At 60.1% G+C, this 13,497-nt stretch carries 11 protein-coding genes; 9 read left to right on the forward strand and 2 right to left on the reverse strand.

Going from position 1 to position 13,497, the window contains the following annotated elements; genetic code table 11:
• Nucleotides 1-35: 35 nt before the first annotated feature.
• Nucleotides 36-1,709 carry a DNA repair protein RecN gene (gene recN, locus J3P91_RS03635; RefSeq protein WP_434602780.1) on the reverse strand — a complete coding sequence of 558 codons (1,674 nt, stop codon included), beginning with the start codon at nt 1,707-1,709 and terminating at the stop codon, nt 36-38.
• A 240-nt stretch (nt 1,710-1,949) separates the two neighbouring features.
• Here recN and grpE point away from each other — a divergent pair, with 240 nt between their 5' ends.
• The 8 genes from grpE (at nt 1,950) to J3P91_RS03675 (ending at nt 12,395) form a co-directional block, all read left to right on the forward strand.
• Nucleotides 1,950-2,516, forward strand: a complete 567-nt coding sequence (gene grpE / locus J3P91_RS03640; RefSeq protein ID WP_181287537.1) for a nucleotide exchange factor GrpE — start codon at nt 1,950-1,952, stop codon at nt 2,514-2,516.
• A 101-nt stretch (nt 2,517-2,617) separates the two neighbouring features.
• Nucleotides 2,618-4,534: a molecular chaperone DnaK gene (gene dnaK / locus J3P91_RS03645; RefSeq protein ID WP_434602781.1), complete on the forward strand. Its 1,917-nt coding sequence runs from the start codon at nt 2,618-2,620 to the stop codon at nt 4,532-4,534.
• Nucleotides 4,535-4,824: 290 nt separating this feature from the next.
• Nucleotides 4,825-5,949, forward strand: a complete 1,125-nt coding sequence (gene dnaJ / locus J3P91_RS03650; RefSeq protein WP_030139779.1) for a molecular chaperone DnaJ — start codon at nt 4,825-4,827, stop codon at nt 5,947-5,949.
• 9 nt (nt 5,950-5,958) lie between these two features.
• Complete coding sequence (gene dapB, locus J3P91_RS03655; RefSeq protein WP_434602782.1) at nt 5,959-6,765, forward strand: 4-hydroxy-tetrahydrodipicolinate reductase; 807 nt, start codon at nt 5,959-5,961, stop codon at nt 6,763-6,765.
• A 254-nt stretch (nt 6,766-7,019) separates the two neighbouring features.
• On the forward strand, nt 7,020-8,156 hold the full coding sequence (gene carA / locus J3P91_RS03660; RefSeq protein ID WP_305496914.1) for a glutamine-hydrolyzing carbamoyl-phosphate synthase small subunit: 1,137 nt from the start codon (nt 7,020-7,022) through the stop codon (nt 8,154-8,156).
• A 105-nt stretch (nt 8,157-8,261) separates the two neighbouring features.
• Nucleotides 8,262-11,483, forward strand: a complete 3,222-nt coding sequence (gene carB, locus J3P91_RS03665) for a carbamoyl-phosphate synthase large subunit (RefSeq protein WP_434602783.1) — start codon at nt 8,262-8,264, stop codon at nt 11,481-11,483.
• A gap of 2 nt (nt 11,484-11,485) precedes the next feature.
• Nucleotides 11,486-11,962, forward strand: a complete 477-nt coding sequence (gene greA / locus J3P91_RS03670; protein ID WP_030139783.1) for a transcription elongation factor GreA — start codon at nt 11,486-11,488, stop codon at nt 11,960-11,962.
• A gap of 28 nt (nt 11,963-11,990) precedes the next feature.
• Nucleotides 11,991-12,395 carry an MFS transporter gene (locus J3P91_RS03675; RefSeq protein WP_305496910.1) on the forward strand — a complete coding sequence of 135 codons (405 nt, stop codon included), beginning with the start codon at nt 11,991-11,993 and terminating at the stop codon, nt 12,393-12,395.
• Between the two features lie 9 nt (nt 12,396-12,404).
• Here J3P91_RS03675 and J3P91_RS03680 read toward each other — a convergent pair whose 3' ends face one another.
• Complete coding sequence (locus J3P91_RS03680) at nt 12,405-12,713, reverse strand: YhbY family RNA-binding protein (protein ID WP_181287543.1); 309 nt, start codon at nt 12,711-12,713, stop codon at nt 12,405-12,407.
• 107 nt (nt 12,714-12,820) lie between these two features.
• Here J3P91_RS03680 and rlmE point away from each other — a divergent pair, with 107 nt between their 5' ends.
• Nucleotides 12,821-13,471 (forward strand): 23S rRNA (uridine(2552)-2'-O)-methyltransferase RlmE, encoded by a 651-nt coding sequence (gene rlmE, locus J3P91_RS03685; protein WP_305496908.1) that lies wholly within the window; start codon nt 12,821-12,823, stop codon nt 13,469-13,471.
• Nucleotides 13,472-13,497: the final 26 nt, after the last annotated feature.

Consider the following 13,497-nt stretch of genomic DNA (forward strand, 5'->3'; position numbering starts at 1 on the left):
CGACCCTCGGGTCGCCTTCTTGCTTTACAGCGCTTTCAGCTTTTTGCCGCAACCACCATTTTTTTGGCATGGGCCAGGGATTCCTTGGTCAGGTCGATGCCTCCCAGCATCCGTGCCACTTCTTCCACGCGCTCGTTCTTGTCGAGCTTGGAGACGGCGGTGCGAGTCGCGTCTTCGCCACGCACCTTGTGCACGAACAAATGCTGATGGCCTTGGGCTGCGACCTGAGGCAGGTGAGTCACCGTCAATACCTGCCCGCGCTCACCCAGCCTGCGCAGCAATTGACCGACGATCTCCGCTGTCGGGCCGCCAATGCCCACGTCGACTTCGTCGAAGACCAATGTCGGTACACGGGATGTCTGCGCCGTGATGACCTGGATGGCCAGGCTGATGCGCGACAACTCACCGCCGGACGCCACTTTTGCCAGGGCCTTGAGCGGTTGCCCGGGGTTGGCACTGACCAGTAGCTCCACTTGTTCCAGGCCATTGGGCTGAAGCTCGTCACCGGCGTTGGGGCGCAGTTCGATGGTAAATCGGCCGCCTGGCATGCCAAGGCGCTGGATTTCCTGCTCCACGGCACCGGCCAGGCCGGTGGCGGCCTTGCGGCGCAGCTCGCTGAGTTCCCTGGCCTTTTCCTGGTAATGCCGCGCGTAGGAAGCCAGCTCATCTGCGAGTCGCTCGATGGATTCGTCGTTGGCGTTCAGGGTCTCCAGTTCTTCCAGCAGTCGTTGCTGCAGTTCGACGACTTCGGTTGGCTGGACGCGGTGCTTGCGTGCAAGCGTATAGATAGTGTCCAGTCGTTCTTCCAGGTATTGCAGGCGCGCAGGGTCGGCATCGAAATGATCCAGGAACCGGTTCAGTTCTCCGACGGCTTCCTCGACCTGGATCTGTGCGCTGGTCAGCAGGTTGCCGGCCTCGCTCAGGGCGCCTACCGAATTGCTGACGCTGGAGAGCCGGTTCAGGCTCGCCGTCAATGCGCTGAGCACATTGCCCGAGTCGCTTTCGCTGCATTGTTCGACTACCTGGCGGCAGACGCCCAGCAGTGCTTCGGCGTTGGTCAGGTTCTTGTGTTCCTGTTCCAGCTCCTCCAGTTCGTTTTCACCCAGGGCCAGGTTCTCCAGCTCTTCGAGCTGGTAGCTCAAGAGTTGGTGGCGGGCGCGTTGCTCGTCGCCGGAATTGGCGAGTCGGTCCAGCTCCTGCCGGGTCTGGCGCCAGCGTTGGGCTGCCAGGTGGACCTGGCGGGCCAGGTCGGTGGCTCCGGCGTATTCGTCGAGCAGGCGGCGATGGGTATCGGTCTTGAGCAGGGACTGGTGTTCATGCTGGCTGTGAATATCAATCAGCAGTTCGCCGAGTGCTTTCAGATCACCCAGTGGGCAAGGGGCGCCATTGATATAGCCGCGGGAGCGACCTTCGGCGGTGATGACCCGGCGCAGGATGCATAGGCCGTCGGTGTCCAGGTCCCGTTCGGCCAGCCACGCACTGGCTTCGGGAATGTCGACCAGGTCGAAAGTTGCCAGGATGTCGGCCTTGTCTGCGCCGGGCCGCACCACGCCGCTGTCGGCACGATCACCCAGGGTCAGCCCGAGGGCATCGAGCATGATCGATTTGCCAGCGCCGGTTTCACCGGTAATCACGCTCATGCCCCGGTCGAGTTCGAGGTCGAGATGTTCGACGATGGCGTAGTTGTGTACGGACAGGTGCACCAGCATAAGGCCGCTCCCAGGCATTAGGTCTGGTTATTTATACAGTGTTTTGTCGCGAGCTGACAATGCCTGGCCTTAGCTCGATTTGCTTGGATTGCGTGATTTTTTAGCGCGACTGGGAATGATATGCAGCTGTTTTTTGTAAGGTTAATTCGTCGCGCGGCCCTTGAAGCTGAAAAACGTGGCCCCATATACCGGGGCAGAAGCGCGAGTCGAGCTCGCGGACGAAGTTGAAAGGAGAAATCTATGGCTGACGAACAGACGCAGGATACGCAAAATCTAGACGCCAATCAGGCTCCCCAGGATTCGGGCGAAGACCTGTCGGCTCGTGTACAAGTGCTCGAAGAGCAACTGGCCGGTGCTCAGGATCAGGCGTTGCGCGTAGCAGCCGACCTGCAGAATGTCCGCCGCCGCGCCGAGCAAGACGTGGAAAAGGCCCACAAATTCGCCCTGGAGCGTTTCGCCGGCGACCTGCTGCCGATCATCGACAGCCTGGAGCGCGGCCTGGAGCTGTCCAACCCGGACGACGAGAACATCCGTCCGATGCGTGAAGGCATCGAGCTGACGCTGAAAATGTTCCAGGACACCCTCAAGCGTTATCAGCTTGAAGCGATCGATCCCCACGGTGAACCCTTCAACGCCGAGCACCACCAGGCCATGGCGATGCAGGAAAGTGCCGACGTCGAGCCGAACAGCGTGCTGAAAGTGTTCCAGAAGGGCTACCTGCTCAACGGCCGCTTGCTGCGCCCGGCCATGGTTGTGGTCAGCAAGGCGCCGGCGCCGGTTTCGCCTTCTATCGATGAGCAGGCTTGAAATCGGGCGCAACGGCCCCATTAAGAAGTCAAGCGTTTAAGTACTACCGCAGTTAGCCACCACTGCTGCGGCAAAAAAATTCAAGTTCCGGGAGAGTTAACATGGGCAAGATTATCGGTATCGACCTGGGGACCACCAACTCGTGCGTCTCCGTGCTGGAAAACGGCAAGGCCAAAGTCATCGAGAATGCTGAAGGCGCGCGTACCACGCCGTCGATCATCGCTTACGCCAACGATGGCGAGATCCTGGTGGGCCAGTCCGCCAAGCGTCAGGCTGTGACCAATCCGCATAACACCCTGTACGCGGTGAAGCGTCTGATCGGTCGCAAGTTCGACGAAGAAGTCGTGCAGAAAGACATCAAGATGGTGCCGTACAAAATCGCCAAGGCTGACAACGGCGACGCATGGGTTGAAGTGAACGGCCAGAAAATGGCGCCGCCACAGATCTCGGCTGAAATCCTGAAGAAAATGAAGAAAACCGCCGAAGACTACCTCGGCGAGCCAGTGACTGAAGCGGTCATTACCGTTCCTGCGTACTTCAACGACAGCCAGCGCCAGGCGACCAAAGACGCCGGCCGCATCGCTGGCCTGGACGTGAAACGTATCATCAACGAACCAACCGCAGCCGCTCTGGCCTACGGTATGGACAAGGCCAAGGGCGATCACACCGTGATCGTTTATGACCTGGGTGGCGGTACTTTCGACGTTTCCGTGATCGAAATTGCCGAAGTCGACGGCGAGCACCAGTTCGAAGTATTGGCAACCAACGGCGATACATTCCTCGGTGGTGAAGACTTCGACATCCGCCTGATCGACTACCTCGTCGATGAGTTCAAGAAAGAAAGCGGCATGAACCTCAAGGGCGACCCGCTGGCCATGCAGCGTCTGAAAGAGGCCGCTGAGAAAGCCAAGATCGAACTGTCCTCGAGCCAGTCGACCGACGTGAACCTGCCGTACATCACCGCAGACGCTACCGGTCCGAAGCACCTGAACGTGAAAATCTCCCGCGCCAAGCTCGAAGCGCTGGTAGAAGACCTGGTTCAGCGCACCATCGAACCTTGCCGCATTGCGATGAAGGACGCCGGTATCGACGTTGGCTCGATCAACGACGTGATCCTGGTCGGCGGCCAGACCCGTATGCCGCTGGTTCAGAAGCTGGTAACCGATTTCTTTGGTAAAGAAGCACGCAAGGACGTGAACCCGGACGAAGCCGTTGCCATGGGTGCTGCCATCCAGGGTGCCGTTCTGGCCGGCGACGTGAAAGACGTTCTGCTGCTCGACGTCAGCCCGCTGACCCTGGGTATCGAAACCATGGGCGGCGTGATGACCGCGCTGATCGAGAAAAACACCACGATTCCTACCAAGAAATCCCAGGTGTTCTCGACGGCCGACGACAACCAGAGCGCCGTGACCATTCACGTGCTGCAAGGTGAGCGCAAGCAAGCGGCCCAGAACAAGTCCTTGGGCAAGTTCGACCTGGCCGAGATTCCACCGGCTCCACGCGGTGTGCCACAAATCGAAGTGACCTTTGACATCGACGCCAACGGCATCCTGCACGTCGGCGCGAAAGACAAGGCCACCGGCAAGACCCAGTCGATCGTGATCAAGGCCAACTCCGGCCTGTCCGAGGAAGAAATTCAGCAGATGGTTCGCGACGCTGAAGTCAACGCCGAGGAAGACCGCAAGTTCGAAGAGCTGGCCAGCGCTCGTAACCAGGGCGACGCCTTGGTTCACTCGACCCGCAAGATGGTTGCCGATGCCGGCGACAAAGTGACCGCTGAAGAGAAGACCGCGATCGAAGCTGCCGTGGTTGCCCTTGAAGCTGCTGTCAAAGGTGACGACAAGGCTGCCATCGAAGCGAAGATCGAAGAGCTGTCGAAAGTCTCCGCGCCAGTGGCCCAGAAGATGTATGCCGAGCAGGCCCAGCCAGCTGAAGGTGCTGCGCAGCAAGGCGAATCGGCCGAGAAAGCCGATGACGTGGTCGACGCTGAGTTCGAAGAAGTAAAAGACAACAAGTAATCGCTTGTTGGTCGGCCGGTTGACTGCGTTTGTGCGGTGGCTGGTAGGATGTCGCCGCGCGGGAGCTTGCTCCCGCGTTGGCGTGTCTGGAGTCAGTGAATTTTTACAGCATGCGACAGCGTTCGGATGCTGGCGGTGTGTTCGGGAATGCTCCTGCTTTCCGGGCGATATGCGCCGAGACCAGGATCGTTGAATCGACGTGAGTTGGGTCCGGGCCTGTATTGGGGCTCAACGAGTTTGGCAAGGTTCAGGAGAGGTTTGCCGGACGTCCTATAAGAGTGCAAAGACTAATGGCGAAGCGTGATTTTTACGAAGTATTGGGTGTCGAGCGGGGAGCCAGCGAGGCAGAGCTGAAAAAGGCTTACCGTCGCCTGGCGATGAAGCACCACCCAGACCGTAATCCCGGCGATAAAGCGTCGGAAGAGATGTTCAAGGAAGCCAACGAGGCTTACGAAGTTCTGTCCGATTCCAGCAAGCGCGCGGCCTACGACCAATACGGGCATGCCGGTGTCGACCCGAGCATGGGTGGCGGCGGTGCCGGTTTCGGCGGCCAGAACTTCTCCGATATCTTCGGCGATGTGTTCAGTGATTTTTTTGGCGGCGGCCGCGGCGGCGCCCGTGGTGGTGCCCAGCGTGGCAGCGATTTGCGCTACACGCTGGAGCTGAACCTGGAAGAAGCGGTGCGCGGTACTACCGTGAATATCCGGGTGCCGACGCTGGTCAATTGCAAGCCGTGCGACGGTTCGGGCGCCAAGAAGGGCTCCTCGCCGGTCACCTGCCCGACTTGCGGCGGCATCGGCCAGGTTCGCATGCAGCAGGGCTTCTTCTCGGTCCAGCAGACCTGCCCGCGTTGCCATGGCCAAGGCAAGATCATTTCCGATCCGTGCGACTCCTGCCACGGCGAAGGGCGTGTCGAAGAGTACAAGACGCTGTCGGTCAAAGTACCGGCCGGTGTCGACACCGGTGACCGCATTCGTCTGTCCGGCGAAGGCGAAGCGGGTGCCCAGGGCGGCCCGACCGGCGATCTGTATGTAGTGATCAACGTGCGCGAGCACGCGATCTTCCAGCGTGATGGCAAGCACCTGTTCTGCGAAGTGCCGATCAGTTTTGTTGATGCGGCCTTGGGCGGTGAGCTTGAAATCCCGACCCTTGATGGTCGCGTCAAACTGAAGATTCCCGAAGGGACGCAAACCGGCAAGCAGTTCCGCATTCGCGGCAAGGGCGTGGCTCCGGTGCGTGGCGGCGGTGCGGGCGACTTGATGTGCCGCGTCGCGGTAGAGACACCGGTCAACCTGAGCCGGCGCCAGCGGGAGCTGCTCGAAGAGTTCCGCAGTTCCCTGGCGGATGACAACAGCCACTCGCCGAAAACCACCGGTTGGTTCGAAGGTGTGAAGCGCTTCTTCGGCGATCTGTAAGGAGTGGGCATGCGACGTATAGCTGTGATGGGCGCCGCGGGGCGTATGGGCAAGGCGCTGGTCGAGGCGGTGCAGCAGCGCTCGCCGCTCTCTGGCCTGACGGCTGCCATTGTCCGGCCCGACAGTACGCTGGTGGGCGCCGATGCTGGCGAGCTGGCCTCGATCGGACGTATCGGCGTGCCAATGTCCGGTGGGTTGGAAAAGGTACTCGATGAGTTTGACGTCCTGATCGACTTCACCCTGCCGGAAGTCATGCTGAAAAGCCTCGCCATCTGCCGCAAGGCCGGCAAGGCCATGGTCATCGGCACGACCGGCCTGGACGCCGCGCAGAAGCAATTGTTGGCCGATGCCGGCAAGGACATTCCGATCGTGTTCGCGGCGAACTTCAGCGTGGGCGTGAATCTCTCGCTCAAGCTGCTGGACCTGACGGCGCGGGTGTTGGGTGATGATGCGGATATCGAAATCATCGAGGCACATCACCGTCACAAGATCGATGCGCCTTCGGGAACAGCCTTGCGCATGGGCGAGGTGATTGCCGATGCGCTGGGTCGTGACCTGCAGGAAGTGGCCGTGTATGGGCGCCAGGGGCACACCGGTGCGCGTGAGCGAGACACCATCGGTTTCGCGACCGTACGTGGTGGCGACGTGGTAGGTGATCACACCGTGCTGTTCGCCACCGAGGGTGAGCGCCTGGAGATTACGCACAAGGCGTCGAGTCGGATGACTTTCGCCAAGGGCGCCGTGCGTGCCGCGCTGTGGCTGGATGGTCGCGAGCCCGGCTTGTACGACATGCAGGACGTTCTCGACCTGCGTTGATGCCTTCAAGGCGGGGTTCAGGTTACACTGAGCCCCGTTTTACACCGCTTCGCGACGGCCTGTCGCATTCCCCTGCCTTTAAGGCTCATTAGCGGTGGACCAAAAAAGCCTTTTTCTGTAAGCTACAGCTTTAGTGTGTCCACTAAAAGCGCGCAGAATAATTCAGTGAACAAGCGGGGTGACGTGTCCATACGTCACTCCGCTTTTTTACAACCTGCGATCGCCCTTTCAGGCTTTATTTACGGGAGGTCTTCTTGACTAAGCCAGCCATACTCGCCCTTGCTGATGGCAGCATTTTTCGCGGCGAAGCCATTGGAGCCGACGGTCAGACCGTTGGTGAGGTGGTGTTTAACACCGCAATGACCGGCTATCAGGAAATTCTTACCGATCCTTCCTACGCCCAGCAAATCGTTACCCTGACTTACCCGCACATCGGCAACACCGGCACCACGCCGGAAGATGCCGAGTCCGATCGTGTCTGGTCCGCTGGCCTGGTCATCCGCGACCTGCCGCTGGTAGCGAGCAACTGGCGTAACAAGATGTCCCTGTCCGACTACCTGAAAGCCAACAACGTCGTGGCGATCGCCGGTATCGACACCCGCCGCCTGACCCGCATCCTGCGGGAAAAAGGCGCGCAGAACGGCTGCATCATGGCCGGTGACAATATTTCCGACGAGGCCGCCATTGCCGCTGCCCAGGGTTTCCCAGGCCTCAAGGGCATGGACCTGGCGAAAGTCGTCAGCACTCAGAAACAGTACGAATGGCGCTCCTCGGTCTGGGACTTGAAAACCGATAGCCACGCGACGATCGAGGCTTCCGAACTGCCGTATCACGTGGTCGCTTACGATTACGGCGTCAAGCTGAACATCCTGCGCATGCTGGTCGCGCGCGGTTGCCGCGTTACCGTAGTGCCGGCCCAGACCCCGGCGGCTGACGTCCTGGCCCTCAAGCCCGACGGCGTGTTCCTGTCCAACGGCCCGGGTGACCCGGAGCCATGCGACTACGCGATCCAGGCGATCAAGGACGTGCTGGAAACCGAGATCCCGGTATTCGGTATCTGCCTGGGGCACCAGTTGCTGGCCCTGGCTTCGGGCGCCAAGACCCTTAAAATGGGCCACGGCCACCACGGTGCCAACCACCCGGTCCAGGACCTGGATACCGGTGTCGTCATGATCACCAGTCAGAACCACGGTTTTGCGGTTGACGAGGCGACCCTGCCGGCCAACGTACGGGCCATCCACAAGTCGCTGTTCGACGGCACGCTGCAAGGCATCGAGCGTACCGACAAGAGCGCGTTCAGCTTCCAGGGCCACCCTGAGGCGAGCCCGGGCCCGAACGATGTGGCGCCGCTGTTCGATCGCTTCATCAATGAGATGGCCAAGCGACGCTGACCGCGTGAAACCCGAGGGCGGCCCCGAAAACGGCGGCCCCCGCGGGCGCTTCAAAGATTGTTCGACGGCCTAGCCGACTGACCTGCGGATTTGAGTGACAAACCCATGCCAAAACGTACAGACATAAAAAGCATCCTGATTCTCGGCGCTGGCCCGATCGTGATCGGCCAGGCCTGCGAATTCGACTACTCCGGCGCCCAGGCTTGCAAGGCCCTGCGCGAGGAGGGTTATCGCGTCATCCTGGTGAACTCCAACCCGGCCACCATCATGACCGACCCGTCGATGGCCGACGCCACCTACATCGAGCCGATCAAGTGGCAGACCGTTGCCAAGATCATCGAGAAGGAGCGTCCGGACGCGCTGCTGCCGACCATGGGTGGCCAGACCGCATTGAACTGCGCTCTGGACCTGGAGCGCGAAGGCGTCCTGGAGAAGTTCGGTGTGGAAATGATCGGCGCCAATGCCGACACCATCGACAAGGCCGAAGATCGTTCGCGCTTCGACAAGGCGATGAAATCCATCGGCCTGGACTGCCCACGCTCGGGCATCGCCCACAGCATGGAAGAAGCCAACGCCGTGCTGGAACGCCTCGGCTTCCCGTGCATCATCCGTCCGTCCTTCACCATGGGCGGCACGGGTGGTGGCATCGCCTACAACCGTGAAGAATTCGAAGAAATCTGCGCCCGTGGCCTGGACCTGTCGCCAACCAAGGAACTGCTGATCGACGAGTCCCTGATCGGTTGGAAAGAATACGAAATGGAAGTTGTCCGCGACAAAAAGGACAACTGCATCATCGTTTGCTCCATCGAGAACTTCGATCCGATGGGCGTGCACACCGGCGACTCGATTACCGTTGCACCGGCCCAGACCCTGACCGACAAGGAATACCAGATCCTGCGTAACGCCTCCCTGGCGGTACTGCGTGAGATCGGCGTGGAAACCGGTGGCTCCAACGTCCAGTTCGGCATCTGCCCGAACACTGGCCGCATGGTGGTCATCGAGATGAACCCGCGCGTGTCCCGTTCGTCGGCCCTGGCCTCGAAGGCCACCGGTTTCCCGATCGCCAAGGTCGCCGCCAAGCTGGCCGTCGGCTACACCCTGGACGAACTGTCGAACGACATCACCGGCGGCAAGACTCCGGCGTCCTTCGAGCCGTCCATCGACTACGTGGTGACCAAGCTGCCGCGTTTCGCCTTCGAAAAATTCGCCAAGGCTGACGCGCGCCTGACCACCCAGATGAAGTCGGTGGGTGAAGTCATGGCCATCGGCCGGACTTTCCAGGAATCCCTGCAAAAAGCCCTTCGTGGCCTGGAAGTGGGTGTCTGCGGCCTCGATCCGAAGTTGGACCTGAGCAAGCCGGAAAGCATGAGCGAGCTCAAGCGCGAGCTGACCGTGCCGGGCGCCGAGCGTATCTGGTACGTGGCGGATGCCTTCCGCGCCGGCATGACTGTCGAGCAGATTTTCGACATGAACATGATCGACCCTTGGTTCCTGGTGCAGATCGAAGATCTGATCAAGGAAGAAGAGAAGGTCAAGACCATGGGCATGTCCAGCATCGATCGCAACACGATGCTGGGTCTCAAGCGCAAGGGCTTCTCCGACATGCGCCTGGCCAAGCTGCTGGGTGTGACCGAAAAGAGCCTGCGCACTCACCGCCACAAGCTGGAAGTCTTCCCGGTCTACAAGCGCGTCGACACCTGCGCGGCCGAGTTCGCCACCGACACTGCCTACCTGTACTCCACGTACGAAGAAGAGTGCGAAGCCGCGCCTTCGACCCGGGACAAGATCATGATCCTGGGCGGCGGTCCGAACCGGATCGGCCAGGGCATCGAATTCGACTACTGCTGCGTCCACGCGGCACTCGCGCTGCGCGACGATGGTTACGAAACCATCATGGTCAACTGCAACCCGGAGACCGTTTCCACCGACTACGACACCTCTGATCGCCTGTACTTCGAGCCCGTGACCCTGGAAGACGTGCTGGAAATCGTCCGTGTCGAGAAGCCAAAAGGCGTGATCGTCCAGTACGGCGGGCAGACCCCTCTGAAACTGGCCCGCGCCCTCGAAGCCGCCGGCGTGCCGATCATCGGCACCAGCCCGGATGCCATCGACCGCGCCGAAGACCGCGAGCGCTTCCAGCAGATGGTCGAGCGTCTGAACCTGCGCCAGCCACCAAACGCCACCGTGCGCAGCGAAGACGAAGCGATTCGTGCGGCGGCGAAGATCGGTTATCCGCTGGTGGTGCGCCCGTCCTACGTACTGGGCGGCCGTGCGATGGAAATCGTTTACCAGGAAGACGAACTCAAGCGCTACCTGCGCGAAGCGGTCCAGGTGTCCAATGACAGCCCGGTTCTGCTCGACCACTTCCTCAACTGCGCCATCGAAATGGACGTGGACGCGGTCTGCGACGGCAAGGATGTCGTGATCGGCGCAATCATGCAGCACATTGAGCAGGCAGGCGTTCACTCCGGTGACTCCGCCTGTTCGTTGCCGCCGTATTCGTTGCCGGCCCACATTCAGGACGAGATGCGTGAACAGGTCAAGAAAATGGCCCTGGAGCTCGGGGTTGTCGGCCTGATGAACGTGCAGCTGGCGCTTCAGGGCGAAGACATCTATGTCATCGAAGTCAACCCGCGCGCCTCCCGGACCGTACCGTTCGTGTCCAAGTGCATCGGTGTTTCCCTGGCGATGATCGCTGCTCGCGTGATGGCCGGTAAAACCTTGGCGGAGCTGAACTTCACCAAGGAAATCATCCCGAACTTCTACAGCGTGAAAGAGGCGGTGTTCCCATTCGCCAAATTCCCTGGCGTTGACCCGATCCTCGGCCCGGAAATGAAATCCACCGGTGAAGTGATGGGCGTTGGCGACACCTTCGGCGAGGCCTTTGCCAAGGCCCAGATGGGCGCCAGCGAAGTCCTGCCAACGGGCGGCACAGCGTTCATCAGCGTGCGTGATGACGACAAGCCACTGGTTGCGGGCGTGGCCCGTGATCTGATCAACTTGGGTTTCGAAGTGGTCGCCACTGCCGGTACCGCCAAGCTGATCGAGGCGGCGGGCCTGAAAGTGCGCCGCGTGAACAAGGTGACCGAGGGTCGTCCGCACGTGGTCGACATGATCAAGAATGACGAAGTCACGCTGATCATCAACACCACCGAAGGCCGTCAATCGATCGCCGATTCCTATTCCATTCGTCGCAATGCGCTGCAGCATAAGATCTACTGCACCACGACTATTGCTGCTGGCGAGGCGATCTGCGAAGCGCTCAAGTTCGGACCCGAGAAGACCGTACGTCGCTTGCAGGATCTACATGCAGGATTGAAGGCATGAGCATAACCAAGTACCCGATGACTGTTCAGGGCGCGAAGGCCCTGGAGGAAGAGCACGCTTTCCTGACCAAGGTCGAGCGTCCGCGCTTGAGCCAGGCGATCGGCGAAGCCCGTGAACTGGGCGACCTGAAGGAAAACGCCGAATACCACGCTGCCCGAGAGGAGCAGGGCATGGTCGAGGCGCGTGTCCGTGACATCGAAGGCCGCATGCAGAATGCGGTGATCATCGATGTCACGACGATTCCGCATACCGGCAAGGTCATTTTTGGCACTACGGTGGAGATCGCCAACGTCGAGACCGACGAAAGCGTGACTTACCAGATCGTTGGCGAGGACGAGGCAGACATCAAGCTCGGCAAGATTTCCGTCGGTTCACCCATTGCTCGCGCCTTGATTGCCAAGGAAGAGGGTGATGTGGTGGCGGTGAAGACGCCGGGTGGTGTCATCGAGTATGAGATTGTCGAAGTCCGTCATATCTGAACGAAGGCGCCCGCTGCGTGCGGGTGCCATGATCTGGCAGCTCACCCAGATGTTATGGGTGGGCGGCGTCTGGTTGCTGCACGTCGGTCTGCTGCCGGTGCTGGGTCGGATTGGCCTGGCACCGCTGCTCATCAATGAAATCGCGGGTATGCTGACGGCGCTGCTGGTGGGCTTTTCAGCAGTGTGCGTGATATTCCAGGCTTTGGTGCTGGTTCAGGCCGAGGGTCTTGGCAGTCTATGGCGCGACATTCGTGGGCAATTGCTGCTCATGGCCTTGTACGCTTGCGGGATGTTCCTGGCGGTGCGTCTCGGCTGGCCGGATGCGAGCCAATGGCAGGTATTCAGCTACTTGGTGCTGGGTTTTTCCGGCCTGGTGCTGGTGTTGCAGCCGGTTCCCGGATGGAGCGGCAGGGTGCGCGAAGCGCACCCTTGACCGTTTGCATCATTTGAAGCGGTGAACGTTCGACAGTTGCTTGTTGACGCTGAAGTTCTTGCGATAAATCAGCGCCATCTTGCCGATGACCTGGACCAGGTCAGCCTTGCCGACCTTGCACAGCTCGGCAACGGCAGCCAGGCGGGCTTCGCGGTCGAGGATGTTGAGCTTGATCTTGATCAGCTCGTGATCGCCGAGGGCGCGTTCCAGTTCAGCGAGGACACCTTCAGTCAAACCGTTGTCAGCCACAGTCAAAACCGGTTTCAGATGGTGGCCGATGGATTTGTATTGTTTCTTCTGCTCTTGAGTGAGCGGCATAATCTGACCCCTGCGTCTGATCTTGTAAAAAGCGGCGGCCAGTTTACCCGAGCGAGTCCGGGACCGCCCACTTAATCACGACCCGATTTATTTTTCAGAGGTGGCCCGTGGCCCGTTCCAAGACTAGCCAGAACTGGCTCAGAGAGCATTTCAACGATCCGTACGTCAAAATGGCGCAAAAAGACGGTTATCGCTCGCGCGCCAGCTATAAATTGCTGGAGATCCAGGAGAAGGATCGCCTGATTCGTCCTGGCATGACCGTAATCGACCTCGGCGCAGCGCCGGGTGGCTGGTCGCAGGTGACCAGTCGTCTGATTGGCGGCCAGGGGCGATTGATTGCTTCGGACATCCTGGAAATGGACAGCATCCCTGACGTGACCTTTATCCAGGGTGATTTCACCGAGGACGCCGTATTGGCGCAAATCCTCGAGGCCGTCGGAAATACGCAAGTCGACCTTGTGATTTCCGATATGGCCCCCAATATGAGTGGATTGGCGGCTGTCGACATGCCTCGTGCAATGTTCCTCAGCGAGCTGGCCCTGGATCTGGCGGGGCGGGTTCTGCGTCCGGGTGGTGATTTTCTGATCAAGGTCTTCCAGGGTGAAGGCTTCGATGAATACCACAAGGGCATGCGCAAATTGTTCGACAAAGTGCAGATGCGCAAGCCTTTGTCGTCCCGCGACCGCTCTCGCGAGCAGTATCTGCTGGCGCGAGGGTTTCGCGGAATCGAAGGCGCTTCCAGTGATGAGCGGCTTTGAAACAGGCCGATAGTTTTTTTTGTATC

Source organism: Pseudomonas sp. Z4-7 (assembly GCF_051131965.1).
In the GTDB taxonomy this organism is placed as follows: Bacteria; Pseudomonadota; Gammaproteobacteria; order Pseudomonadales; family Pseudomonadaceae; genus Aquipseudomonas.